Below are 25097 nucleotides of genomic sequence, written 5' to 3'. Positions count from 1 at the left end.
TGTGATCTATAAATTGATAAGACAACAATAATAGCTTCATAACACTCTATGCAAGAAAGCAGCAAAGGTTGATGAATTTGCCCATATTTATTTTTGTTAGAAATCAGAGGCTCCCTGAAAGACACTTTTAGAAGACCGAAAAACCCCGGTAAACGGACTTTTTAAAGTAACCGTTTATCGAGGTATAGTTTAGTGAGAAAGAATGTGGGTTTCCTTAACTATTGGGTGAATTAATTTCCATTAGGTAACTAGGATAGGTTCCAAGCAGTTTCAACTTGCATCCCAGCATTTCAAGCTCAGCTTTGACCCCTGGAAACAAAACATCATCAAAGGGTTGATCAACATCTATTAGAAAGAAGTAGTTGCCAAGCCCCGTCTTCATTGGTCTTGACTCGATTTTAGAAAGGTTCATCTTTCTCCAGGCAAATGCTGAAAGCACTTGATGAAGTGCGCCAACATAATCTTTAGGAAGCGTAACCATGATGGTGGTCTTATGTTTCTGAATAGAATGATTGCCCGCATTTAACGGGGAAGGTGTTTTCTGGACAACAGCGAAACGTGTATGGTTATTTTCATAATCATGAATATTCGCTTTTAATATAGTTAAACCAGTTTGCTCTGCAGCTAAATGGTTTCCTATAGCGGCGGTATGAATCCCTTTTTCAGCCACAATCTCTGCCGCTCTTCCTGTTGAAGCAGTATAGGAAAGTTCAGCCGTTGGATAATTTTTATATAAGTATTGTTGACACTGGGCAAGCGCCTGACTATGGGAATAAATGTGAGTAAATCCTCCCCCGTCATAGTCAGGATGGACGAGGAGATGCTGCTGAATGGGAACGGTTAATTCTGCAATTACAGCTTGATTGACTTCATGGATCAAATAATCAATCGTTAAGTGCACAGAACCTTCAATCGCATTCTCAATCGGCACAACCCCTAAATCAACATCTCCACTCTCCACAGCATCCAAACATGCCGGTATGCTTTCGTAGCCTATAAATGACCCCTCTTCAAAAAAGGCATCCGCTGCCATTTTGGTAAACGTTCCTTTAGGTCCCAAATAACCAATTCGTTGCACTAATCCTCACTTCTCCTAACATTAAGCCCCTGAACTCAAAACTTCTACTCGATCGACGAAGTCTAACTTATGAAGCTTTTGTAATAATTTCTCAATTGTGTACATCATCCCTGTTGTATTTAAGGACAAAGTTACGTTTGCTTTCCCTTGTAAGGGAATCGTTTGGTGTATCGTCAACACATTACAACCTGATTCCGCTACAGTTAGCAATAGGTTTGATAGTGTCCCAGCACGATCTTCCAGGTGGAAGAACAAAGTGATCATTTGCTCCTTAACCATAGCTTGAAAAGGAAAGACGGCATCCCTGTACTTGTAAAAAGCACTTCGAGAGAGGCCGACATGCTGAACGGCTTCAAAAATGGATTCAGCTTTTCCACGTTCAAGTAATGCTTTCGCATCGATCGTTTTCCTCATCGCTTCAGGGAGAATATCACTACGGACTAAATAAAACTGTTCATTATAATCCGCCATTCCTATACCCCCTTAATCAACAAATTCAAATTCATAGTCGAGAAGCCTGACGGTATCCCCGTCCTTTGCTCCACGTTTTCTCAATTCTTCATCTACACCCATTCCGCGCATTTGTCTGGCAAACCGGTTAATGGACTGATCTCGTGAAAAGTCTGTTCGTCTGAACACGGATTCAATTTTCTCGCCATAAAGAACATAGGCTCCATCATCAGCTCTTGTCACTTTAAATGGTGCTTCTTCTTTTTCATATTTATATACTACTCGTTCATCAATTTCCTCAATCGGTTGTTCTTCTTGTTTCGGAATTTGATCAAGACGATCGGCTACAGCATATAAGAGCTCATCAAGTCCCTTCCGTGTAACAGTAGAAACCGGAAAAACAGGGACATCACCGACTTTTTCTTTAAAAGCAGCTAGCTTTTCTTCCGCTTCAGGAATGTCTAGTTTATTTGCAACGATGATTTGTGGCCGCTTTGCTAAACGCTCATCATAGGAAGCCAGTTCATGATTAATGGTTACATAATCCTCATAAGGGTCGCGTCCCTCTAAAGAAGCCATATCAACTACATGTAATAGTAAACGTGTCCGTTCCACATGCCGTAAGAATTGATGACCAAGGCCAACTCCTTCGTGCGCACCTTCAATTAATCCCGGTAAATCAGCCAGTACAAAACTACGGTGATCTTGACTTTCTACAACCCCGAGGTTCGGTGCCAGTGTTGTGAAGTGATAATCAGCAATCTTTGGTTTTGCTGCTGTTACTACGGAAAGGAACGTCGACTTTCCTACACTTGGAAAACCAACAAGTCCTACATCTGCAAGGAGCTTGAGTTCCACTTGCACGTCTAACGCTTCGCCCGGTTCCCCATTTTCCGCAATTTCCGGGGCAGGATTCCTCGGTGTTGCGAAACGGGCATTCCCGCGTCCGCCACGGCCGCCTTTTGCGATCACTGCTGTTTGTTTATGCTCAGTTAAATCGGCAATAACTCGATCTGTCTCAGCATCTTTTACGGTTGTGCCTGGAGGAACACTAACAACAAGATCTTGCGCATTTTTTCCATGCTGTTTCTGATTCATACCGTTCTCTCCACGTTTTGCCTTAAAGTGATGTTGATAACGAAAATCCATCAGGGTATTTAGCCCTTCGTCCACTTCAAATACAACGTCGCCACCGTTTCCCCCATCACCGCCAGCTGGGCCTCCCATTGGAACATATTTCTCACGTCGATAAGCAACCAATCCATTACCGCCATCGCCGCCTTTAACAAATACCTTGACCTGATCAACAAACATATTCTTCACCTCTTATTCAATCGTCATTTCAATGAAAAGTTCATTACTATCGTAGAATGTGATAAATCCTTCATCATTAAGCTTCGTATCTAACTGTTCTGGTGCTGTAAAAGCCCCCTCCACTCCCAGCTTACACCTAGCTGATGCGGTTCTACTCCCTGATAAACTTGTACACTTCCTTCATAAAGTTCATCTTTTTCGCGAAATTCATCCATCAATGTCAGTAAACGTTTTGCATAAGCCGTCAAACTTTGATCATGACGGGGTAAATCCACATCTCTCTGAATAGTGTATTCTAAACGATATTGATCCTGGTTCCAATTAAATGTAAGCAGCCAAAGAGAAAAATCGCACGCGCTGCTATTCAGCAGCCTCCGCTCCTGCTCCGATTCTTGTATAATTTTATCGACTTGAGCTTGTACTTTATCTATTTTCCCCATGGAAGCATAGCCTTGGATCAATTGTATTTGATTCATCCAGTCATGGCGCTTATGTCTAAGGATGGCAATCATCTCTTCTTTACTCAACTAAAACAGCCCCTCTACCTTTCATGTTATTAAAAAGTATAGCAAAATTCACAGCGAAACTGAATGGTTACAGAAAAGCTGAAGCGAACTGCTTATGTCGCGAAAGGCTGCCCTCGGAGCTGGAAAGCAGAAAAGCGAAAGCATTCAGGTCCATCCCCTCCTTTAGAGACCATACAAAAAGCCGCGCTTATGCAATAAGCATAGCGCGGCTTACATGTACGTATGTTACCATACTATATCGAACTTAAGCTTCCTGTGCTACAGGATAAACGCTCACTTTCTTACGGTTACGTCCGTAACGTTCGAACTTCACAACACCGTCCACTTTTGCGAATAGTGTGTCGTCTCCTCCACGGCCAACGTTTTCACCAGGGTAAACCTTTGTTCCGCGTTGACGATACAGGATAGATCCTCCTGTTACAGATTGTCCATCTGCACGTTTCGCTCCAAGACGTTTAGACTCAGAGTCACGACCGTTTTTTGTACTACTAACACCTTTTTTAGAGGCAAAAAACTGCAAATCAAGACGTAGCATGGCTTTGCACCTCCTTACATTTGTGTGATTTTAATATATTGGCTGTATTCATTTTCTATCGTTTCGAGTGACACCTGCATTCCTTCAAGTAAAGTTTGAGCTTTAGTATGAGCAGTCTTACCTAAATAATCGGGTAAAGCCACCTTTAAATACCCGCCCTTACCGCCCTGAGAAATTTCAGGCTCAAATTCACAAAGACTCACAATGGCATTAACTGCTCCAAAGGATACAGCAGAAACCGCAGCACAGACAAGATCATGGCCATAAGGACCACTTTCAGCATGCCCGGAAACTTCAAAGCCTGTGATTTCTCCATGTAAGCGAAACACGGAAACAGTAATCATAAGTCCGACACCTTATGCCTTGATGCTCTCAACAACAAGTTTTGTGTACGGCTGACGGTGACCTTGTTTACGCTTGTAGTTCTTTTTCGGCTTGTATTTGAAGACAGTAAGTTTCTTCTGACGACCTTGTTTGTCAACTTTAGCCGTTACTGAAGCACCATCTACGAAAGGAGCACCAACTTTTGTGTCGTCTCCGCCTACGAAAAGCACTTTATCAAAAGTTACAGTCTCGCCAGCTTCTACGTTTACTTTCTCTACGTAAATTTCTTGACCTTCTTGAACTTTGATTTGTTTTCCACCAGTTTCAATAATTGCGTACATACCTGCACCTCCTTAATTAACTCAGACTCGCCATTCAGGTACCGTTTTCGGTTTAAAAACCTGTTCTGTGCGGTTGTAGCAATGAAGTGCTACTTGAATAACATAACAATGTTACCACAGATCAAAACAAGTTGTCAACATGATACACACGTTCTGAGATGACTGTTTGGATCATATCAAGTGACCCTTCAAGCTCTATTTGCCAGTCAATGATCGAAGCATCGTGTCTAACAAATAACTCCTGTGGAATTTTACTAGAAATAGAATTAGAAAGCAATTGTTTTTTATGGTTATAGAGATCAGAGGAAATAGCTACCAACACAGCTTCACTCTGGGTATTCTCTGTTAAATAACGTTCTAAGCGATAGATGAGTGTATCTTTAGAAAAAGTTGGTTTTTGCTTGGCACTTAGCTCTTCACTCACATTGCTAAAGCGCCGATGTCTCGTGATTTCCATTAAACCAAGCCTTGTTATTCCTAAAATAGTCGTGGACACTGGATCTTTTCGCACTAGTCCAGACATATATTTCTGAAGGTCTTTCTCCTGCTTCTTCTCCTGCATAGAAATAAAATCAACAAAAATGATACCTGAAATATTTCGCAACTGAATTTGCTTGGCTACTTCTGCTGCTGCCGCTTTATTCATTTCAAGCTTTTGGTAAGAAGATAAAGACTTCTGTTTGAACTTGTGACTGTTAATATCAATCACCGTCATCGCTTCCGTCCGTTCTATCACCAGTTCCATTCCTTGTTCCGTTACAACAACAGGTTGGATTAATTTAGATTGCAGCTCATTGATGCTAATACCAGTATACGTTGAAACACTTTTCACCCACTTAACTTTTTCAGCAAGTATTGGATAACGTTGCTTGATCCATTGGCCCAACTTACTATTATTAACTACGATTTCTTTAATAAGCGGTAGTGGGTGCTTTCGAATGAGCTGGTCGGGCAAAATGGGATCATCAAATAGTTTATGCGATCGGTCGGTCGTGTTGGCCTTTATGTGTCTCGTCCATAGATCCCTCAATTGGTTGATTTCATTCAAAATCGTTTGAGTTGAAACCTTTGATGCAGCTGTACGAACGATCACTCCTTCGTCCTTGCCGAGTTGTTGGCTGGTCCACGTCTTTAGCTCCTCTGCCTGCTCCGCATCGACCCGCTTGGATACAGCCGTTCTTTTTCCATAAGGTTGATAAATAACGAAGAACCCGGGAACAGTAATATCTGCGCTAAGCTGAGCACCTTTTGTGCCTGAAGGTTCCTTTGTGACCTGGACAGTGATTGATTGTCCTTCTTTTAATGTGCCTTCAATAGATGTTTGAGCCCATGGAACGGATTCCTTTTTTAAAAAACCAGTCCGCTCTTCACCAATGTCGATAAAGGCTGCTTGGATAGCCTTATTTATATGACTAACCTTCCCCAAATAAATGGAGCCCGAAAGCGTTCGCACTTCCGGGCGTGTCGATACATATTCGATGACATCATTATTTTCTAAAACAAGACCTATTTGTTCACTCGTCTGTGTATGTAAGGCAATCGTTCTCATGTGACCCCTCTTTTACTACAAAATTTTCGGTAGATCCCCCATCCGAAGACTTGTCTTCTTTTGATCGATAAACATGCGAAGACACTCCTGTTCATCTACTATATATAAACCTGGTTTTCGTTTCAATATATAAAGATGTCTGCGATTAGCTCGGACATTTTTTAGGACATTTCGAATTGGGGTATTGGGATCTATCGACAGGTATTTTACCTTTAACTGATTAGGGTCTCTTCGAACACCATACATAAGGTATCTCATAAACGTGAACGTCCGCCTCTTCCATTCTAAACCGTTCTCAAGAAGTAAAAAGCCGGTAAGCAGCAACCCTGCAAGTGTCATTCTTTGATCAAGCAATAGCACAATTAGCGCTGTTAAGATACAAACGAAGGATAAAAACAAAGTCATCATAAGGCTCTTTTGGAAGGACATAAGTTGTGTTAACACATAAAACAGTAGCTTCCCGCCATCGAGAGGCCAAATAGGTAATAAATTTAATAATAAGATAAGTCCATTGTAATGGAGGGCAGTTGATACTAAAGGATGGGGGCCCATAAAATATTGAAGGAGGAAAAGCAGGATAGCAATCCATACATGCTGGATCGGTCCGGATAAAATAACATGGGCTTGTTCCTTAAATGGTCTTGTCGAATGCTCATCACTTACAACAGCTCCTCCAAACAACCAAAATTCAATGTGAGATACTCTCCAGCCGTGAGAGCGAGCGGCCGCATAATGTCCCCATTCATGGATAGCAACGATGGTAAATAAAATAATAAATTCATAAAATGCACCCGTGAGGAAGGCAGAAAAGGCGAGCAGGAAAAATAAAGGATGGATTCGTATTCTTTTTATAACTAGTCAGACCCTTCATCTACTTTAATGACTTCAATGGGATCTAAATATTGCTCGTCCTTTTCCACAGCAAAGAAAAATTCTTTCGTTTCCCCTTCTGCTGTATTTAACTGCCCAATCGCCTCTTGTGCCTCTATATGCTGATATAAATGTACATCGATGGATGACAAAAAGCCATAGATCGTATTTGTACCATCCTTGTGCTGAATGACGATGGTTTTATCGGTCTGCTCGTCATTCCCTGCAAAAATAACCGTACCTGGCTTAACAGCCTTTACTTTAGAACCCCCATCAGTAGTCATAATAATGCCTCGTCCATGATTTTGAAAAGGTTCTGTGACCGTGCCATTCACAGGTAATGCTAACTGAGCTGTTCCGCCATCCTCTTTAGACTGTACAGCTGTTTCACCATCCTTTTTAGGCTGTACAATTTGCAAAGGATCACCAAAACGCTCATTATACCAGGCTGTTACACTTGCGAATGGAAACTCTTCCTCAAGCTGGCTTACAAGCCATGCCTCCGGTTTCTCCGTAATGGCCAGGTCAGTTTTTTCACTAACAACGATCCCCGTAAATAACAAAACAGAAAATAGAACTTGTACACCTAAAAAAGAACTGCGCTTTTTTTCAGCTAGCGGATTTTTAAATTCACCTGTAACCACAGGAGGATAGCCATGCATCTCTTCTTCCTGTGGTGGGGCAATTTTTCTTTTAATCGGGTCATATCCTGTTGATTTTACTTTATTACGTTTTCGTTCAGCTATGTTTTTTCGAACATGCTCAATACTCCTATTCACTATAACCCCTTCTCTCTTCCACCTTTTCTATCAGTCTATGGGCAGAAAATCATGAATATGAATCGATTGTAGTGAACAAGAAAGATTTTTCTCATGGTGAAGATGAATATGAGATGATACTTAAGTATAGTTTTCATAATATTGAGATCATTTAAGTTAGTGATCATCCTAATAAGAGGTCGCTGAAAAAATGACGGTTGTTCATTTCTATAAGGAATGTATTTGTCATTTTTGTGCCATATGATTTTTTGTACAAAGACTTCAGATAGACAAGCTGATGAATAAAAACATGTAAGTATATAAAAAAGAGAAAGGTGGCTGGGAAACGACTCGTTTTCCGCGGGCGAACGCCGAGCCTCCTGGGTCTCGCCGTTTCCCAGTCCCCTTATGATCATTAGGATGAACGGATCCGCCACTGTGAGATCGTGATAAAAAATCACTTGTTATAGGTATTCCACAATCATTGGTGTATATTTTCACGCGTACATCCTCAACGATTAGCTAAAAGTTCTTAGCTGTCATACACAGACTTTTTCAGTGATCTTTCCTAATGCAGGGGAGTTTTTTAGAGCTAGACGACAAAAAGACGGCTTCCGAAATAAGCTTCGAAAAGCCGCTATGTACACACTTTTTACGCACGCATCCCAAAAAATCGTTTTACTTTTGCCATCAACGTTAAATCTTCTTCTAGACTTAACAAGGGAACCGATTCACCTAAGATACGCCTGGCAATATTTCGGTAGGCCAGCGATGCCTTAGTATTAGGCTGCAGAGCCACAGGTTCCCCTTTGTTAGAACCCGTAATAACAGCATCGTCATCGATCACAATTCCAAGTAAATCTATAGAAAGAATATTGACGACCTCATCAACATCAAGCATATCGCCATTTTTCATCATATGGCTTCGAATCCGATTGATTACAAGCTTAGGCGGTTCAATTTCCTCCTGTTCCAGTAAACCAATAATGCGGTCGGCATCCCGGACACTTGATTTCTCTGGTGTAGAAATAACTATGGCCTTGTCTGCACCAGCCACAGCATTTTTGTAGCCCTGTTCAATACCTGCTGGACAATCAATAATAATATAGTCATATTCTTGTTTCAGCTCATCAACAATCGCCTTTATGGCTTCTGGTGTAACTGCAGATTTATCCGATGTCTGGGCAGCAGGTAATAAATGGAGGCAGTCAAAGCGCTTATCTGTAATTAATGCTTGCTTCGTTTTACAGCGTTCTTCCACTACATCGACAATATCGTAAATAATTCTGTTCTCAAGCCCCATTACAACATCTAAGTTTCTAAGCCCAATGTCGGTGTCCACAAGGCATACCTTCTTATTTTGAAGAGCCAAAGCGGTCCCCAGATTAGCAGTGGTCGTTGTTTTTCCAACCCCTCCCTTTCCAGAGGTAATAACAATTGCCTCACCCATTAAGCATTCTCCTTTCAAAACTCGCCAAATCAGGTCTTCTTCTCGTTACTTCCTGCAGAGAACCAATCCGTATGTCCCCTTCTGCAGCATCAATAAATCCACACCCCATATACATGCCTTCTGACTCGTAATCCGGTGCTCGAGAGAGTTGGTCAGCAATACGGAGCTGGTTAGGCATCATATAGGAGGCGGCTATGACAGCTTTATTATCCCCATGGACGCCAGCATGAGCCACCCCTCGCAAACTGCCCATAATGAAGATGTTCCCCGTAGCCATCACTTCTCCCCCAGGATTGACATCTCCAATTAATAACATATCCCCTCTGATTTCTACGATTTGTCCGGATCGTATTGTTCTAACAACAGGGGTAATCTCAGTATCTTCTTTCCAAGCTAACGCTTCATCCTTCGTCATGACTTCAGAATCAATCGACTCTACAACAAGATTCTGTCTTTCACGTACGATTTCTCTTAAGGATTCTTGCTGTTGAGCACTTAAGTAACGTTTTCCTAGCTGGATGGTTACTCGAATCATAGGTTCATCACGATCCAGCCCATTCATAGCAAGCTTTTGTTCCAACTCATTGACTATGGACTTAAATGAACATTGATCGTTTAAGTGAAGCGTTAATCCATCTCTTGTTCCTTTAATTGTTACTAACTGACTGTTAGACACCACAAACTCTCACCTCAAAGTCTTAAACAATTCTCTTTTCATGCCCTAAGCATTATTTAAATCTTCAGACCACTGCTCTATACGATTTTTCACTAAAGGATATAAAATAATGAAAAAGATCATATTTGCCGCTACTGTAGGAAGCAACCGCAATGTGGCATATCCCCCCAGGTGAATGTGGTTACTTGTACAAAAGAATAAATGATATATAACATCGTATCAGCCATTGCCACACTAAGAATGGCTAATAGTGAAGCGGCAATAAAATTAGCATGAAACATTTTTTTTATGCCATGAAGAATGTAGGCTGTCGTTGCATACGTTGCCATGTATACACCAAGCACACCTGTATAAGCGACATCTATTAACAAACCAAAGATCATACCATACCAAATCGCATGGTAAGTATCGTCCCTATCATAAAAGATTGCAATGATGATCACTAAACACAACACCCAATGTGGAGTAATCAGTAAATCTGAATAGACAAGATTTGCTGGCAGCAAACTCATAGCCATTCCTTGCATGACGAGTAAGATGAGCAGAAGACCAGCTATTATATACCGCCTCATTGCTCCTCTTCCCCATTCTGCTCCTCATCAGTAATAGTATCCATTTTTCGGTCAACCACCATGACATGATTAATGTCAAATAAATCTGCGAATGGTTCCACATAAGCTGTTTTCGTTAAACCAAATTGATCATTGACAACCTCATCGATCTTACCGATTCGTAGGTTTTTAGTAAAGACACCGCCTAAGCCTGAAGATATAACAACGTCTCCTTTGTTGAGTTCCACATCCTGCTTAATCCCTCCGAGCAATAACTTGCCGCTCTCCATGTCATACCCTTCAATTAGCCCAAAGGCATTTTCTTTGTCTTCACGTAACACCCATGAGGAAATCTTGTTGGACCGGTCAAAACCACTCAATAATTGAACAGTTGAGTGAAAGGCACTGACAGATTTTATTTTCCCAACCATACCCTCACTTGTAATGACAGCCATATCTTTCTCTATCCCATGTTCTTCCCCTCTATTAATCGTCATTTGTTTAAACCAACGCTCAGAGCTGCGGGCAATAACAGTGGCATGAATCGGAGTATAATCACTCAAAGAATTGGTCTTATCAATCGTTGCTCTTAATTCTTCATTATCTTTTTTCAATTGCTGATTTTCTTGGATGAGTCCCTTATACTCAGCTAAACGGGCTTTTAACACCTCATTTTGTTCATAAACATTAAACATATCCTGAATGTTATTTGCTGTATTCGTAACTAGTTGGACGGGGGAGTGAAAGATAGTTTGAGCCCAGCCCACCGTATCCTGAATGAATTTTTCTGGAATAGTTAATTCACTGCGATCTCTCATAGAAAAACCAATAAGCACTACTAAAATTACAAAACCGATTAATACGGTCATTAGTCTTTTTCTGCGAAAAAATGAAGGCATAAAAAGGCTCCTAATCCGTTTTCGGGCGGGATGCTACATTAGGTTGAGATCTAAAGTGTTGAATATATTCCAGAGACTTTCCTGTACCTATGGCTACACAATCAAGGGGCTCATCCGCTATGAATACAGGCATGTTCGTTTCTTCACCTATGACGTTATCTATATTATTTAGAAGAGCTCCACCGCCTGTCAGGACGATCCCGCGTTCCATAATATCTGAGGCAAGCTCAGGCGGTGTCTTCTCCAAGGTATTTTTAACTGTTTCAATAATCGAATCCACTGTATCTTTCAATGCCTCTACGATTTCATTAGAGTGGACCGTAATCGTTTGTGGCAATCCACTAAGTAAATCACGGCCTCGAATGTCCATTTCTTCTTTACTTTCAAAACTCCCTGCACCGCCGATTTCCATTTTAACTTCCTCGGCCGTTCGCTCACCAATCATTAGATTGTATTTTTTACGGACATGCTGGATGATGGCATCATCCATTTCATCCCCTGCTACACGTATGGATTGACTCGTTACGATCCCCCTAAAGAAATGATCGCAACTTCTGTCGTGCCGCCGCCAATATCGACGACCATGCTACCCGTCGGTTCCCATACAGGCATCCCTGCCCCTATAGCTGCCGCAAATGGCTCTGCAATAGGAAAAGCATCCTTTGCTCCCGCTTGTTTTGTTGCATCAATAACAGCACGCTCTTCCACCATTGTAATACCGGAAGGAACACACACCATTACATTCGGTTTACTTGCGAAAAATGACCGCGTTTTAATTGCTTGCTTAATGTAATGCTTCATCATTTGAGCCGTTGTTTCGTAATCTGCTATGACCCCATCTTTCATTGGACGAATGACGGATATGTATGCAGGTGTTCGTCCTATCATATTTCTGGCATCATTACCTACTGCTTCTATATCCCCTGTTTGAGCATTCTTTGCAACAACAGATGGTTCCCGTAATATAACACCTTTATTTTTTAAAAATACTAATGTATTTGCTGTACCAAGGTCAATTCCTAAATCTTGTGAGAATCCAAATAAACCCAATACTATCTTCCTTTCTACTAACCCATTTGTTCCAAACGGGGAGAACATCTATTTTTTATGAGAAGAAGCGCCAATTTATAAGATCAACTTATAAATGGCGCTCATTCAGTTCATCTATTCAATTATACGAAAAATCATGAAAAATAGATAGTGTTACAAGTACCCTTTTTCTTTTAATGAGATAAACTTCCGATCACCAATCACTAAATGGTCTAGTAATTCGATCCCAATCATCTTGCCACATTCTTGCAATCTCCTAGTAACATGAATATCTTCTTGAGATGGTGTAGGGTCCCCGGAAGGATGGTTATGAGCACAAATAATAGAAGCAGCCGATCGTTTGACTGCTTCTTTGAAGACTTCGCGAGGATGTACGATTGAGGCATTCAAGCTTCCTATAAAAATCGTTTGCCTATGCAGCACCTGGTTCTTGGTGTTAAGAAAAAGAACGATAAAATGCTCTTGCTTAAGTTCCCGCATTTCCTCCATAACAAAATCAGCCCCGTCCTCTGGACTTCGAATCATATATCGTTCAACAGGTTTCATTTGCTGGATTCTCCGACCAAGCTCAATCGCTGAAAGAATAAGAACAGCTTTTGCTGATCCAATTCCTCGAATAGCAGTTAATTCTTCAATTGTCGCATCCTTTAAGAGCATAATGCCTTCAAAATGAATCAATATTCTCTGGGCAAGAGAAGTTACAGATTCCTGTCTCGTACCACTGCCAAGCAGAATAGCTAATAGTTCTTGGTTTGATAAATGGGCAGCTCCAAGCTCTATTAGCCTCTCTCTCGGACGATCCTGCTTCGGTACATCTTTGATCATGATACTCGTTTCAGACATTGACGGCTCGCTTCCTCTCCAACTCATTCCCCAAAAGAAAGAAAATCAGTCAGGTGTGATCATGAAAGTATCAAGTTCGCGGGTCAATCTTGAAATCGGCAGACCTACAACATTATTGTAGTCCCCTTCTATTTTTTCAACTAAAAGGGCCCCAGCACCTTGAATTCCGTACCCCCCTGCCTTATCCCATGATTCCTCTTTCCGTAAATACCATTCCAGCTGTGCTTGTGATAACGAAAGAAAATATACGTTTGTACATACAACAAAGGAAACCCACTGATTGTGGTTTCTAATAGAGACCCCAGTATATACGGCATGTCGTTTGCCACTAAGCTGTTCTAGCATGGAATATGCGTCTTCATAGCTTTTAGGCTTGCCGAATATCTTCTCTCCCTGACACACAACCGTATCAGCAGTCACGACAACCTCGTTTGTCGAACTTGGAATTGCTTGATTTTTTTGTTTGGCAAGGTGTTGTACAACATATTCCGCATTCATTTCTCCCGTAATCACTTCATCATAAAGACTAGGACGTATTTCAAATGTAAAACCCGCTCGCTCCATAAGCTCTTTTCTGCGAGGCGAAGCGGAACCTAATACTAGTGTTGGCAAGATCCACACCCTCTCTTCTTTTGAGGTACTAATAGTTTACACAAAAGACTGCTTGTCTGAGATTTCGTATTTTCTGTTTCTTATCATTGAATTCATAAATGAAAAATTAATATCCGACGATAATAGTTAAATTTCTTCATCGTCTCAGTACATGATAGTTTATTTACTAGCTATTTTTCATTTTCTCCAGTGCGTTTGCAAACATAAGCCAAGTTATCCCGTTCTCACCTTCATTTGACCATGTTTTTAACGCATTTAAGAAGGCACCGTCAGCATGTTCCGTTTCTTGCCATGCCTGCATAAGCTGTTCTCGTTCTTCAACAGGTACCTCAGCTAAGGTCTGTTTTTCCATGTGTTGTACGATGGTATCCACAATGGACGATTGTGCTTCAGAAACTTCTACACTTCCCCCAGCTACCGACCAGGGTTTAATATAGGTAGGAATATCAGAAGCTGATAGTTCTGCGGCTAGTAATTCCATAGCTACTTGATCATGATTACTACCTGCGATTAAATAAAATTGGGAATCCCTCTCCCATACTACTGAAGGGACAGATTGGTCAGCTAGATTTTCCTCCCACTCATTTGCTTTACCTTCAGTTGAATAAACACCGACCTGTACGACCGTTGCTTCAAAACCTGGGTATTCGACAGGGACCATGTTTGCAGTATCCGTTGGAACGGCAGTAGCTCCTGCATCGGCAGCTTCATTGGCTGAACTAGCATCACCTGTAACGGATACAAACATACGTAACAAGAGGAAACCAAGGGCTAAACTTATGATGAGTGCTGTAATGACAGACAACATAATGTTCTTCATAAAGGGGGGGGCGTTTGTTTTCTTTCCTTTATAAGGCATCTCATGTACATGCATGTGGGAAGAGTCTCCCCTATATTCATGGGACTCTTTCACATCGGCCGCCGCTGCTTGCTCACGCTTTGCTTGTAAGATTTCTTGTTTCACCGGTTCTTCTCGCTTACGTAAAGAAATAGAAATTTTATTTTTTGGGCTCATTCTATATCACTCCTGCAATGGTTTCTACCAACCCTATCACAGAAGCTTTAAAAAACTAGCTGAATTTTGTCGTGTGTCTTTCGACAAGTTTCTTTTAATAAAAGAAACGAATCACATACCAATCAATGATCAATGTACCGAAATAAAAGGCTATTGTCGTTCCTGCGACGATGAAAGGACCGAATGGAATTGGGTTATTTTTTGACATAACACGGGTTAAAAGCAGCCATATACTTGCTATAGTAGCCAATACAGTTGCTAGAAAGAAAGAGAGTAGTAAAAGATTCGTTCCCACAGCCAAACCAATTAATCCAAACAGCTTCATATCACCTCCACCCATCCCTCCACGACTGATAATAATAATTAAGCCTGTTCCAGCCATCCCAACGAACGCTCCAAGTAAGGAGGACCACCACGGTGTTAAAGGAATAAATATTCGATAAATCATGATCGGAATTAAGAAAAATAACAGCACCTTATCAGGAATGATCATATAGTTTAAATCACTTACAGTGATAATATGGAATAACGACATTAACAACAGTGCTAAAATTAACTCCATTTGGAACCCTAATATAAGATAACTGCACATAAAAGATATGCCGCTCACAAGCTCCATTACTGGATACATTTTGGGAATGCTTTGTTTGCAATACCGACACCGGCCATTTAACAAGAGGTAAGAAAAGAGGGGAAGGAGTTCCAGCCATGTAAGCTTGTTCAGGCACTTTGGACAGTAAGACCGTTTCTGTGCAAATAGTTCTCCTTTTGGGACCCGAAGACCGACAACATTAAAAAAAGAGCCGAGCGTCAGCCCTAGGATAAAAAAATAAACTATGAAAGTATTTTCCATCAACTTTACTCCTGATCTGTTAATTAATTTTTTAGGGAAGGGAAAGAACAATTTGGTTCTTGGTGGGGAATAGAGGCAAAGATAACCAATGAAATAATGGCAAGTTCATAATCTGATAGGTTGAGGGATAAGTTATGTAAGGCAATACACACATAATGGTAGCGTTTGTTATTGGGTTTGGGCTCTGTCTCCAAGCTATCGTTGAGCACCAACTCCACGACGTATTGCCCGTAGCGAGGATGAATCCTTCTTAGAGCATGGTGGCCGATAACCCCAACTTCCCGATGTTGGTCCTTGCTCTCATTTTCGGTAGCACGAGAAATTGTCCAGCCCGAATTTTCGCTCCTTAATTGGACATAGTGGCATCTTTTTCTGTGCTCTTTTTAAAATACGAGGGTGGGTCTTGTATTTCTGTGTGGGTTCTTTTGATGATCGTTAGGCTTTTGGAGAAGCTGTTCTAGTTGTGAAACACGTTCTTCATCATCCCTTGGGATTTGAAAATAAGCGGCAGCCAGGTTTAATCCAGATTCGCTCCGTTGCGTACATACGTTCCCGTTCTCTTGAAGATAGTATAGGCTCTTTTAGGAAGGATGGCAAGCAGAAAGGTAAAGACCGAAATATCCCAAGAGGAGGCCGCTGAAAAACTCCAATATTTTTTAGCGGCCAGATTCAATCATTCAAAAGTTGACTATTCTAAAAATACAAGCACGATTTAGCGATAAATAACATCATACCATAAGGGTTCTTTTTATTCAAAATTCTTCCTAATTTCGGAAATGAAATATAAGGAACCCGTTATAAGCAGGACGTCCGTATCATTCATAGAGCGATAAATTTCCTCAACAGCCTGGTTGTAATTTATACATACATGACTTTTATGACTAGTTGATAGGCGGGCAATTTCTTCTGCATACATTGCCTTAGGAAAATCGAACTGAGTAAACCAAATCTCATCCGCAATTTCCTCAAGCTGCCCAACCATCCCCTTAACTGGTTTATCACGTAAAGCAGCATAAAGAATAGTTATTTTCTTATCTAAATAATGCCGCTTCATAGTATCAATGAGTGCTTGGGTACCTTCTTGATTATGTGCTCCGTCAAGAATAACGAGAGGCTGTTCTGACACTTTTTCAAAACGTGCTGGCCAATGGGCTGCCTCAATTCCGCTTCCATACAACTCCCGGGTGATTTTATACCTGAAGTCTTTAAGAACTTCCATAGCAAACAAGGCTAGAGAGGCATTTTTCACTTGATGAACGCCCATCATCTTAGTTAGATAAAAAGGAGATTGATAGCTAGCAGTGGAAAAGGAAAAAACTTCGCCATGATCTGAGCTGGTTTCATGATGATAGTGAAAACTTTCCCCGATAATATTTAGTGGCGCATCCTGCATGGTCGCCTTTTTTTGTATGACTTCAATAACATCTTCACGTTCCGCGCCAGTTATCACAGGGACATTCTCCTTAATAATCCCTGCTTTTTCATAGGCGATCTGCTCATAACTGTGACCTAAAATCGCCATATGGTCTAAGCCTACATTTGTAATAATTGATAGGATAGGCTGAATGATATTCGTTGAATCTAAACGTCCGCCAAGTCCTGTCTCAAACAAAACAAAATTAAGGGGATGACGGGAAAAGTACAAGATTGCTATCGCTGTTATCACTTCAAATTCCGTCGGTTCTCCCCACTCTGTATCGCCTAGCTCGTCAGCAAGCGGCCGAACATTCATGACGAGATTGGCAAGATCTTCGTCATCAATGGGTAAGCCATTGATACTTATTCGTTCATTAAATCGAGTAATATAAGGGGATGTAAATGTACCCACTGTGTAGCCTTGCTCCTGCAAAAGATTTCTTAAGAAAGTCAATGTTGAGCCTTTTCCATTTGTTCCAGCTATGTGAATAGAGGTAAGTTTCTGTTCTGGGTGACCTAGTTTTTCCATCAGCCATTCCATCCGTTTTAACCCAGGTTTAATTTTGAATTTCTCACGTGAATGGATCCATTGTAGTGCCTCATGGTAATTCATCGATATAACCTTCCTTCGAAAAAAGAAGAGAGTATTCACTTGAATACCCTCCCGTATCCTTATGCTTTTAATTCTTTCATTCGAGCTTCTACTTTAGCCCGTTTATCCAAGTAATCCTGCTCTTTTGTCCGTTCTTCTTCGACAACCTGTTCAGGTGCCTTACTAACAAAACCTTTATTTGAAAGTTTCTTCTGTACCCGGGCCACTTCCTTATCCCATTTCTGCCACTCTTTTTCTAACCGTTTAATTTCATCATTAATATTAATTAACCCAGCAAGTGGAAGATAAAGTTCTGCACCTGTAATTACGGCTGACATCGCTTTTTCTGGAGCTTTAAGGTCTGTACCAATTATGAGTTCACTCGGATTACAGAAGCGCTCTAAGTAGCTGCGGTTTTTCTCAAGCTCAGCAACAACCGTTTCGTCTTTAGCCTGAATCATCAGTTGAATTTCTTTAGACATTGGGGTGTCGACTTCTGCACGAATGTTCCGAACTGAACGGATAATTGAGACTAACCGCTCCATCTCTTGAACAGCCGTTTCGTTATGAAATTCCTCTCTCACCTGTGGCCAGGCAGCTTGAGTGATTGATTCTCCCTCATGTGGAAGGTGCTGCCAAATCTCTTCTGTGATAAATGGCATAAATGGATGCAGCATACGCATAATTTGGTCTAAAGTATAAGCCAGAATCGAACGTGTGGTATGAATGCGTCCTTCATCTTCCCCATAGAGCGGCAGTTTTGCCATTTCAATATACCAGTCACAAAACTCATCCCAAATGAAATTGTATAGGTGACGACCTGCTTCACCAAACTCATACCTATCAATATTTCGCGTGACTTGTTCGATCGTCTCATTCAACCTCGCTAAAATCCACTCATCAGCAACCGACTTTTCACCCGTTAAATCAATCTCATCATGGGGTAAGTCACCCATATTCATTAAAGCAAACCGTGAAGCGTTCCAAATTTTGTTAGCGAAATTCCATGTCGATTCAACCTTTTCCCATTGGAAACGAAGATCTTGCCCTGGCGCTGACCCCGTTGAAAGGAAATAACGTAAGGAATCCGCCCCATACTTTTCAATGACATCCATCGGGTCAACTCCATTACCAAGCGACTTACTCATCTTGCGGCCCTCTGCGTCACGAACAAGTCCGTGAATAAGCACATCTTCAAATGGGCGACGCTCGGTAAATTCAATTGATTGGAAGATCATTCGACTTACCCAGAAGAAAATAATATCGTACCCGGTTACGAGCACGTTTGTTGGGAAAAAGCGCTTGAAGTCCTCACTGTCCTCATCCGGCCATCCCATCGTAGAGAACGGCCACAAAGCAGAAGAAAACCATGTATCAAGTACGTCTTCATCTTGCTCCCAATTGTCACTATCCTCTGGTGCTTGTTTTCCTACATAAATTTCACCTGTTTCTTTATGATACCAGGCAGGTATTCTGTGCCCCCACCATAATTGACGTGAAATACACCAGTCCCGAATATTCTCCATCCAGCGTAAATATGTTTTTTCAAAACGGTCCGGAACAAAACTGACTTTGTCGTCACTGCTTTGAAGTTCTATTGCCTCTTTCGCAAGCGGCTCCATGTTAACAAACCATTGTGTAGACAAATAAGGCTCAACTACAGCACCGCTACGCTCTGAATGACCAACAGAATGCAAATGGTCTTCAATTTCAAAAAGAACTCCATCTTCTTGAAGATCTTTTACAATTTGCTTACGGCAGTCGAAACGATCCATGCCTTGATATTTCCCTGCCTTATCATTCATCGTTCCATCTTCGTTCATCACAAGGACACGCTCTAGGTTATGTCGATTCCCGATCTCAAAGTCGTTCGGATCATGGGCTGGCGTAATCTTCACGGCTCCTGAGCCAAATTCCATATCCACATAATCATCTGCTACAATATCCAACGCGCGGCCAATAAGCGGCAATACAGCCTTTTTGCCGATTAAATGCTTGTAACGCTCATCTTCAGGGTGTACGGCAATTGCTGTATCTCCAAGCATCGTCTCTGGCCTTGTCGTAGCAATTTCTATCGTGCCTTCCTCATCTTTAAGTGGATAGCGCATGTGATAAAAGGCGCCTTGAACATCTTTATATTCCACTTCAATATCAGACAGAGCGGTTTTCGTTGCCGGATCCCAGTTAATAATGTATTCCCCGCGATAAATCAGATCTTTTTCATAAAGCTTCACAAACACTTCCTTAACTGCTTCAGATAGACCTTCATCAAGCGTAAAGCGTTCACGAGAATAATCCAATCCAAGACCTAGCTTTTCCCATTGGGCACGAATAAATTGTGCATATTCTTTTTTCCATTCCCATGAGTTTTCTAAGAATTTCTCGCGACCAAGGTCATAGCGTGTTGTTCCCTGTTCCTTGAGTTTCGCTTCAACCTTTGCCTGTGTGGCAATACCAGCATGATCCATGCCAGGAAGCCATAATACATCATATCCTTGCATGCGCTTTACACGAGTCAAAATATCTTGCAGTGTCGTATCCCAAGCGTGTCCTAAGTGAAGTTTGCCTGTAACGTTGGGCGGTGGAATTACAACCGTATAAGGTTCCTTGTTGACATCACCTGTTGCTTCAAAAAATTTGCCTTCTACCCAATATTGATAACGATCTTTTTCAATCGCAGCCGGGTCGTACTTAGTTGGCATAGTTACATCTTGTTGCTCCATTCCGTCTTCCTCCTTTAAATAATCGTGAAATTAAAAAAATCCCCTTCATCCTGAAAAAGGACGAAAGAGATTACTATCCGTGGTACCACCTTAATTTACAGAGTTTCCCCTGTACACTTATTGTTCATAACGGCTTCAAACCGGTTTCTTCTACTTAGTTTCAAAGAAACTGCATCAAGGGCGACCTTCCATCAATAAACAATCTGGAAAACTTTCAGCAATCGTTTCCCTCTCTGAAGCGTTTATTCACGTACTCTTCCCTTTCACGGCATTTCACATATAGGTATTCTTTTTCATATTGTATAAAGAATTCACTATTAAAGTCAACTTTTTTTGTGGAATGGGCGAATTTGGTGTCCCACGCTCAAGACACGCACACTTACACTTTGTGAAAAAGGAGGTACTTACATGAGTCGTTTTTACCGCTACCGACTGCCACCGTGGTGCAGACATTGGTTATACGTTCTTGAACGAGCAACGTTGCCAATTATGATTTATCAAGTGTTTCGAACCATCTTTTTCCCAACTACCCTTGATGTCTTCTTAGCAGGAATCTTTATTGGTATCTATATAGCTTTCCACTTAAAATGGATTTAACGCGGAATATATACAATTTGGCCAGGGCTAACATCTGCTTCTAAGTTATTGATTTTCTCCAATTGTTTAACTGGGATTTCATATCTTTCTGCAATTGCTTCAATGGTTTCATCATCTTGAGCAATATACATTTTCATCTGTGTGTACGTGTCTTCCCGATTTGGGAAGAGGTGTTTAAATATTTGTTTAATTCCACCCACACCTGCAGAGGAAGATTCGTTGTCAACATCCTCATGCACTTCCTCTGCCTTATTAAGTGGCGATGGTGATGGTGATGTGTTACTCCCAACTATATTCGTTGTTCCTTCCCACTCACTCGTGCTTTCAGAGGATACATCAGGTGTTTGCTTCCCTTTCTTCTCGTTAAAATAGTCCGATAAGCTTTGTGACTTTTTATATGGCCATCTGTCTTCACTAGTTTCAAGCTCCTCTGCTTGTTCAGCTTCCTGTTGCTTTCGATGTTCCTGAAGATCAAATACAGGGGCTTCATTCCCTGGATCTACCTGTTGTGATTCATCATTTTTGTTAAAGTCAATCGGTCCAATAGTCAACGATTCATCGTATTCTTCATAGTCAGGTTCTTCCGCAGCCTCCTCCTGCCTCAACCCATTAATATTAAGTTGAGCCTGGAGTCTTAGTTGATGTTCAGCTGGAAGCTCATAGTCAAAGCTTTCAATGTTTATGTGCACATCATCCATATCAATCACACGGTCAGCCGGAATGGTTACTTCTACTGGAAAAGTGTGGTTAAATTGATATATCCCTTCTTCTCCTCTTTCTACAGAATCAACAACGCGGACAGATTGAATGGCCGGTGATTCAGCATACTTATCCTCCTCTTGACCTGGCATATATTCACCAGCAAGAACCACAGTGCCTTTAAGACGGACTTCCTCCCCCAAATTTTCTATCGTTACTTCTGGTTCCAACGATATACCTAGTAATTCGCGAACCCCCTGTCCTTCTTGAAACCATAAGGACTCATTTAAATGAAATGAAAAAACTTGCTCTTGATTATTATCCAAAATAACGTCCCCTCCCTATTTAAAATCAACATAGTTGTTTATTACACCATATGCATAAGTCTCTTTTATATACATGATTAAGAAAAGCAAAGGCGGACGTCACGCTATTAGAAAAGGGCTACGAGTTGAAACTAGACACGAATAAAACGATTTTAAAAAGGACATTCCCCTATAAGAGGATGCAAAAAGTCACCAAATGTAAACGGCGAATTTCTTCGTTGCTCGGTTTTTCCGGTCCTCACGTATGAAAGGCATACGGCTTGCGGTCCTCAAAACTTTCGCACCTCGAACTTCTTTGTCTATCATTCGTCAACTTTTGAACACACACTATAAAGGCAATGTCCTAATCCATCGATTATAATGCAGCAAAAACTTTTTCTGCCGCATGAATTGTAAATTCAATATCTTCATCCGTGTGGGCAACGGACAAAAATACTCCTTCAAATTGTGAAGGCGGTAAAAAGACTCCTTCTTCAATCATTCCCCTATAGTACTTCGCAAATAAGTCGAGGTTAGATTGATTAGCTGTAGCAAAGTCAGTAACCGGCTGATCTGTAAAGAAGAAACCCACCATTGATCCAGCACGGTTCACAGTGAAAGGAACCTGGTATTTTTCGGCCGCTGCCGTAAATCCTTCAATTAAACGGTCTACCTTTTTGTTAATTTCCTGATAAGCCTCTTGATTCATAGCAGTTAGTGTTTCATATCCTGCAGTCATTGCTAATGGATTTCCAGATAAGGTTCCTGCTTGATAAATATCACCAACAGGGGCTACACGCTCCATGATCTCACGTTTTCCTCCATAAGCACCTACAGGTAGTCCTCCTCCGATCACCTTACCAAGGCAGGTCATATCCGGAGTTACACCGAAGTGTCCTTGTGCACTATTGTAGCCTACCCGAAAACCGGTCATGACCTCATCAAAGATAAGAACCGTTCCATTATCTTCTGTTATTGTACGCAACTCAGTCAAAAACTCTGGTTTCGGTGGAACCACACCCATGTTACCGGAAACTGGCTCGATGATGACAGCAGCCAGGTCATCCCCATATTGCTCGAATACATATCGAACGCTCTCAATATCATTGTAGGGGACAGTAATCGTATTTTTTGCAATTGATTCAGGTACACCTGGAGAATCCGGCAATCCTAGTGTAGCAACGCCAGAGCCTGCTTTAATCAATAAAGAGTCTCCATGACCATGGTAATTTCCTTCAAACTTAAGGATTTTATTACGTCCCGTATACCCGCGTGCAATCCTTAATGCACTCATTGTAGCTTCCGTACCAGAGTTTACCATACGTAACATCTCAATGGACGGCACACGATCAATGACAAGCTGAGCTAACTTATTTTCAATTAATGTGGGTGCACCGAAGCTTGTTCCAAGTTCCGTTGCTTTTTTAAGTGATTCTACAACACGGTCATCAGCATGGCCGAGAATTAAGGGTCCCCAGCTTAACACATAATCAACGTACTCATGACCATCAATATCATAGATTTTCGAACCCTTTCCCTGTTCCATGAAAACAGGGGTCATATCCACAGATTTAAAAGCGCGGACTGGTGAGTTAACACCGCCTGGCATTAAATCAACTGCCTCATTATAGGCATCCTTAGATCGTTCAAATTTTTTCATCCTTACCACCCTTTCCCTATAAGTGAGTGTTAAAAAAGTTGCCAAATTAGAAGGTCGACAAGAACGCCACGACACGCGAGCAATGTCGACACTAGCACGTCCTCTGCGTCGCAAGAAGGTCGAGGCGGCGTAGTTTTGAGCATTAAGGAAATCTTTCCCGAATCGGCATCGCACGAAGGAAAAGTGTCCTTCTTATCCAAGGAACGGACTTGCACAGGACGTGCACGGTTTTAGTAGAAGTTCCAATGCTGCTTAACGATACGTGAGTAGCGAGGCAACTTCAGAGAATATTCTTCTTCGCTGCCTTGCACCGAGGAATTTACTTCTTGAAAAGGCGCGTAGACGCAGGTGCTCACTCTCTTCAAAAACAAGCCAACGAAGAGATTCGCCTCTTATCATTTGGTGACTTTTTAACATCCTCTATAAACAAATTATCGCTCCAAATAACGTGCAACATCTTTAGCAAAATAAGTAATAATTAAGTCAGCACCAGCCCTCTTCATAGAGGTCAGCTTCTCGAGCACAATTTCTTGTTCATTTACCCAGCCGTTTTGAGCAGCGGCTTTAACCATGGAATATTCTCCGCTAACATTATAGGCTACAATTGGTAATTTGAAACGGTCTTTTACTTCTCTCATAATGTCTAGATAAGATAGAGCTGGCTTAACGATGAGGAAGTCTGCTCCTTCTTCGACATCAGACTCAGCTTCACGAATAGCTTCCATGCGATTAGCCGGATCCATTTGATAAGCTCGGCGATCACCAAATTGCGGGGTACTGTGCGCAGCATCACGAAACGGACCGTAAAAGGCTGAAGCGTATTTCACAGCATAAGACATAACAGGGATTTGGCTGTAGCCAGCTTCATCGAGCCCGCGGCGAATGGCAGCAACAAAACCATCCATCATATTCGATGGCGCAATCACATCAGCACCTGCTTCTGCTTGACTTACGGCTGTTTTTGTAATGTATTCTAGTGATTCGTCGTTAGCAATGTCCCCGTCCCTGATCACACCACAGTGACCGTGGTCAGTGTATTGACATAGGCATGTATCCGCAATAACCGTCAGAGAGGAATGGTGTTTGTTTATATGACGAATCGCTTGCTGGACGATCCCTTCGCTATGAAAGGCTTGTGTACCAACTGCGTCTTTTTCCTTGGGAACCCCAAATACAATAACGGAACGCACCCCTAATTGCTCAAGCTCAGTCATCTCTTCAGATAAATAATCAAGTGACACGTGATGAACACCTGGCATAGACTCAACAGGACTTTTTATCCCTTCCCCTTCTACAACAAAGATCGGATAAATTAAGTCTTCTTTACGAAGATGTGTTTCCCTTACAAGCGAACGCATAGACTCCGTTCTCCTTAGTCTGCGATGTCTTTTAAACTGTAAATCATTCATC

24 protein-coding genes, 2 pseudogenes and 2 other annotated features are annotated in these 25097 nt (G+C 41.5%); of the genes and pseudogenes, 1 reads left to right on the top strand and 25 read right to left on the bottom strand.

The features are described 5' to 3' along the window. Window positions 1-214: 214 nt before the first annotated feature. The 22 genes and pseudogenes from pheA to MUO15_RS01030 form a co-directional block, all read right to left on the bottom strand. On the bottom strand, window positions 215-1078 hold the full coding sequence (pheA, locus tag MUO15_RS01135) for a prephenate dehydratase (protein WP_245032782.1): 864 nt from the start codon (window positions 1076-1078) through the stop codon (window positions 215-217). Between the two features lie 21 nt (window positions 1079-1099). Further along, window positions 1100-1549, bottom strand: a complete 450-nt coding sequence (locus tag MUO15_RS01130) for an ACT domain-containing protein (protein WP_244753471.1) — start codon at window positions 1547-1549, stop codon at window positions 1100-1102. Between the two features lie 12 nt (window positions 1550-1561). After that, window positions 1562-2842, bottom strand: a complete 1281-nt coding sequence (gene obgE, locus MUO15_RS01125) for a GTPase ObgE (protein WP_245032780.1) — start codon at window positions 2840-2842, stop codon at window positions 1562-1564. Window positions 2843-2931: 89 nt separating this feature from the next. Further along, the gene (locus tag MUO15_RS01120) at window positions 2932-3369 is read right to left on the bottom strand and encodes a Spo0B domain-containing protein (protein WP_245032778.1); all 438 of its coding nucleotides are present in this window, start codon (window positions 3367-3369) and stop codon (window positions 2932-2934) included. 244 nt (window positions 3370-3613) lie between these two features. After that, window positions 3614-3904, bottom strand: a complete 291-nt coding sequence (rpmA, locus tag MUO15_RS01115) for a 50S ribosomal protein L27 (protein WP_079530402.1) — start codon at window positions 3902-3904, stop codon at window positions 3614-3616. Window positions 3905-3918: 14 nt separating this feature from the next. After that, window positions 3919-4248 carry a ribosomal-processing cysteine protease Prp gene (locus MUO15_RS01110; RefSeq protein WP_245032776.1) on the bottom strand — a complete coding sequence of 110 codons (330 nt, stop codon included), beginning with the start codon at window positions 4246-4248 and terminating at the stop codon, window positions 3919-3921. A gap of 12 nt (window positions 4249-4260) precedes the next feature. After that, a complete protein-coding gene (rplU, locus tag MUO15_RS01105) occupies window positions 4261-4569 on the bottom strand; it encodes a 50S ribosomal protein L21 (RefSeq protein ID WP_245032774.1) in 309 nt (102 codons plus the stop codon). Between the two features lie 13 nt (window positions 4570-4582). Then, window positions 4583-4654, bottom strand: a sequence feature (ribosomal protein L21 leader region). 36 nt (window positions 4655-4690) lie between these two features. Then, window positions 4691-6118: a ribonuclease E/G gene (locus MUO15_RS01100; RefSeq protein WP_245032772.1), complete on the bottom strand. Its 1428-nt coding sequence runs from the start codon at window positions 6116-6118 to the stop codon at window positions 4691-4693. 15 nt (window positions 6119-6133) lie between these two features. After that, window positions 6134-6889 (bottom strand): site-2 protease family protein, encoded by a 756-nt coding sequence (locus MUO15_RS01095; RefSeq protein WP_256464181.1) that lies wholly within the window; start codon window positions 6887-6889, stop codon window positions 6134-6136. Window positions 6890-6972: 83 nt separating this feature from the next. Next, the gene (locus tag MUO15_RS01090; RefSeq protein ID WP_245032770.1) at window positions 6973-7767 is read right to left on the bottom strand and encodes a M23 family metallopeptidase; all 795 of its coding nucleotides are present in this window, start codon (window positions 7765-7767) and stop codon (window positions 6973-6975) included. A 631-nt stretch (window positions 7768-8398) separates the two neighbouring features. Further along, complete coding sequence (gene minD, locus MUO15_RS01085) at window positions 8399-9196, bottom strand: septum site-determining protein MinD (RefSeq protein ID WP_245032768.1); 798 nt, start codon at window positions 9194-9196, stop codon at window positions 8399-8401. Continuing rightward, complete coding sequence (minC, locus tag MUO15_RS01080; RefSeq protein ID WP_318036181.1) at window positions 9189-9872, bottom strand: septum site-determining protein MinC; 684 nt, start codon at window positions 9870-9872, stop codon at window positions 9189-9191. The genes minD and minC overlap by 8 nt, the downstream gene beginning before the upstream one ends. Window positions 9873-10003: 131 nt before the next feature. Continuing rightward, window positions 10004-10444: a rod shape-determining protein MreD gene (gene mreD / locus MUO15_RS01075; protein ID WP_245032764.1), complete on the bottom strand. Its 441-nt coding sequence runs from the start codon at window positions 10442-10444 to the stop codon at window positions 10004-10006. Then, window positions 10441-11322 (bottom strand): rod shape-determining protein MreC, encoded by an 882-nt coding sequence (gene mreC, locus MUO15_RS01070; RefSeq protein WP_245032762.1) that lies wholly within the window; start codon window positions 11320-11322, stop codon window positions 10441-10443. The genes mreD and mreC overlap by 4 nt, the downstream gene beginning before the upstream one ends. Window positions 11323-11332: 10 nt before the next feature. Beyond that, window positions 11333-12372, bottom strand: a pseudogene (locus MUO15_RS01065) (rod shape-determining protein). A 153-nt stretch (window positions 12373-12525) separates the two neighbouring features. After that, window positions 12526-13215: a RadC family protein gene (gene radC / locus MUO15_RS01060; protein ID WP_245032758.1), complete on the bottom strand. Its 690-nt coding sequence runs from the start codon at window positions 13213-13215 to the stop codon at window positions 12526-12528. A gap of 45 nt (window positions 13216-13260) precedes the next feature. Beyond that, window positions 13261-13836 carry a Maf family protein gene (locus tag MUO15_RS01055; RefSeq protein WP_245032755.1) on the bottom strand — a complete coding sequence of 192 codons (576 nt, stop codon included), beginning with the start codon at window positions 13834-13836 and terminating at the stop codon, window positions 13261-13263. A 157-nt stretch (window positions 13837-13993) separates the two neighbouring features. Further along, window positions 13994-14842, bottom strand: coding sequence for a hypothetical protein (locus MUO15_RS01050; RefSeq protein WP_245032753.1), 849 nt, complete (start codon window positions 14840-14842; stop codon window positions 13994-13996). A gap of 94 nt (window positions 14843-14936) precedes the next feature. Next, window positions 14937-15404 carry a prepilin peptidase gene (locus MUO15_RS01045; protein WP_245035786.1) on the bottom strand — a complete coding sequence of 156 codons (468 nt, stop codon included), beginning with the start codon at window positions 15402-15404 and terminating at the stop codon, window positions 14937-14939. Window positions 15405-15431: 27 nt separating this feature from the next. After that, window positions 15432-15695, bottom strand: a pseudogene (locus MUO15_RS01040) (prepilin peptidase); the annotation flags it as partial. Between the two features lie 748 nt (window positions 15696-16443). Continuing rightward, the gene (locus MUO15_RS01035) at window positions 16444-17724 is read right to left on the bottom strand and encodes a bifunctional folylpolyglutamate synthase/dihydrofolate synthase (protein WP_318036180.1); all 1281 of its coding nucleotides are present in this window, start codon (window positions 17722-17724) and stop codon (window positions 16444-16446) included. Between the two features lie 59 nt (window positions 17725-17783). After that, window positions 17784-20426 (bottom strand): valine--tRNA ligase, encoded by a 2643-nt coding sequence (locus MUO15_RS01030; protein ID WP_245032751.1) that lies wholly within the window; start codon window positions 20424-20426, stop codon window positions 17784-17786. 53 nt (window positions 20427-20479) lie between these two features. Continuing rightward, window positions 20480-20702: a binding site (T-box leader), on the bottom strand. A gap of 132 nt (window positions 20703-20834) precedes the next feature. Between MUO15_RS01030 and MUO15_RS01025 the strand changes: the two genes are divergently transcribed. Beyond that, window positions 20835-21023: a hypothetical protein gene (locus MUO15_RS01025; RefSeq protein ID WP_245032749.1), complete on the top strand. Its 189-nt coding sequence runs from the start codon at window positions 20835-20837 to the stop codon at window positions 21021-21023. On the opposite strand, the gene spoVID is transcribed toward MUO15_RS01025, so the two are convergent. From spoVID to hemB, 3 genes are all read right to left on the bottom strand, one after another. Further along, window positions 21020-22048, bottom strand: a complete 1029-nt coding sequence (spoVID, locus tag MUO15_RS01020; protein WP_245032747.1) for a stage VI sporulation protein D — start codon at window positions 22046-22048, stop codon at window positions 21020-21022. The genes MUO15_RS01025 and spoVID overlap by 4 nt on opposite strands. 355 nt (window positions 22049-22403) lie before the next feature. Further along, window positions 22404-23687, bottom strand: a complete 1284-nt coding sequence (hemL, locus tag MUO15_RS01015; protein ID WP_245032745.1) for a glutamate-1-semialdehyde 2,1-aminomutase — start codon at window positions 23685-23687, stop codon at window positions 22404-22406. A 431-nt stretch (window positions 23688-24118) separates the two neighbouring features. After that, the gene (gene hemB / locus MUO15_RS01010; protein WP_245032744.1) at window positions 24119-25096 is read right to left on the bottom strand and encodes a porphobilinogen synthase; all 978 of its coding nucleotides are present in this window, start codon (window positions 25094-25096) and stop codon (window positions 24119-24121) included. Window position 25097: the final 1 nt, after the last annotated feature.

The organism is Halobacillus amylolyticus, from assembly GCF_022921115.1.
Classification (GTDB): domain Bacteria; phylum Bacillota; class Bacilli; order Bacillales; family Halobacillaceae; genus Halobacillus_A; species Halobacillus_A amylolyticus.
This window is presented reverse-complemented; position numbering and strand designations above follow the sequence as displayed.

Bases quoted from the DNA above. Each gene is read 5' to 3' on its own strand.
- MUO15_RS01130 (WP_244753471.1), bottom strand. From the start codon at position 1,549: ATGGCGGATTATAATGAACAGTTTTATTTAGTCCGTAGTGATATTCTC.
- obgE (WP_245032780.1), bottom strand. From the start codon at position 2,842: ATGTTTGTTGATCAGGTCAAGGTATTTGTTAAAGGCGGCGATGGCGGT.
- rpmA (WP_079530402.1), bottom strand. From the start codon at position 3,904: ATGCTACGTCTTGATTTGCAGTTTTTTGCCTCTAAAAAAGGTGTTAGT.
- MUO15_RS01110 (WP_245032776.1), bottom strand. From the start codon at position 4,248: ATGATTACTGTTTCCGTGTTTCGCTTACATGGAGAAATCACAGGCTTT.
- rplU (WP_245032774.1), bottom strand. From the start codon at position 4,569: ATGTACGCAATTATTGAAACTGGTGGAAAACAAATCAAAGTTCAAGAA.
- MUO15_RS01100 (WP_245032772.1), bottom strand. From the start codon at position 6,118: ATGAGAACGATTGCCTTACATACACAGACGAGTGAACAAATAGGTCTT.
- minD (WP_245032768.1), bottom strand. From the start codon at position 9,196: ATGGGTGAGGCAATTGTTATTACCTCTGGAAAGGGAGGGGTTGGAAAA.
- mreD (WP_245032764.1), bottom strand. From the start codon at position 10,444: ATGAGGCGGTATATAATAGCTGGTCTTCTGCTCATCTTACTCGTCATG.
- mreC (WP_245032762.1), bottom strand. From the start codon at position 11,322: ATGCCTTCATTTTTTCGCAGAAAAAGACTAATGACCGTATTAATCGGT.
- radC (WP_245032758.1), bottom strand. From the start codon at position 13,215: ATGTCTGAAACGAGTATCATGATCAAAGATGTACCGAAGCAGGATCGT.
- MUO15_RS01050 (WP_245032753.1), bottom strand. From the start codon at position 14,842: ATGAGCCCAAAAAATAAAATTTCTATTTCTTTACGTAAGCGAGAAGAA.
- MUO15_RS01045 (WP_245035786.1), bottom strand. From the start codon at position 15,404: ATGGAGTTAATTTTAGCACTGTTGTTAATGTCGTTATTCCATATTATC.
- MUO15_RS01035 (WP_318036180.1), bottom strand. From the start codon at position 17,724: ATGAATTACCATGAGGCACTACAATGGATCCATTCACGTGAGAAATTC.
- MUO15_RS01030 (WP_245032751.1), bottom strand. From the start codon at position 20,426: ATGGAGCAACAAGATGTAACTATGCCAACTAAGTACGACCCGGCTGCG.
- MUO15_RS01025 (WP_245032749.1), top strand. From the start codon at position 20,835: ATGAGTCGTTTTTACCGCTACCGACTGCCACCGTGGTGCAGACATTGG.
- hemL (WP_245032745.1), bottom strand. From the start codon at position 23,687: ATGAAAAAATTTGAACGATCTAAGGATGCCTATAATGAGGCAGTTGAT.
- hemB (WP_245032744.1), bottom strand. From the start codon at position 25,096: ATGAATGATTTACAGTTTAAAAGACATCGCAGACTAAGGAGAACGGAG.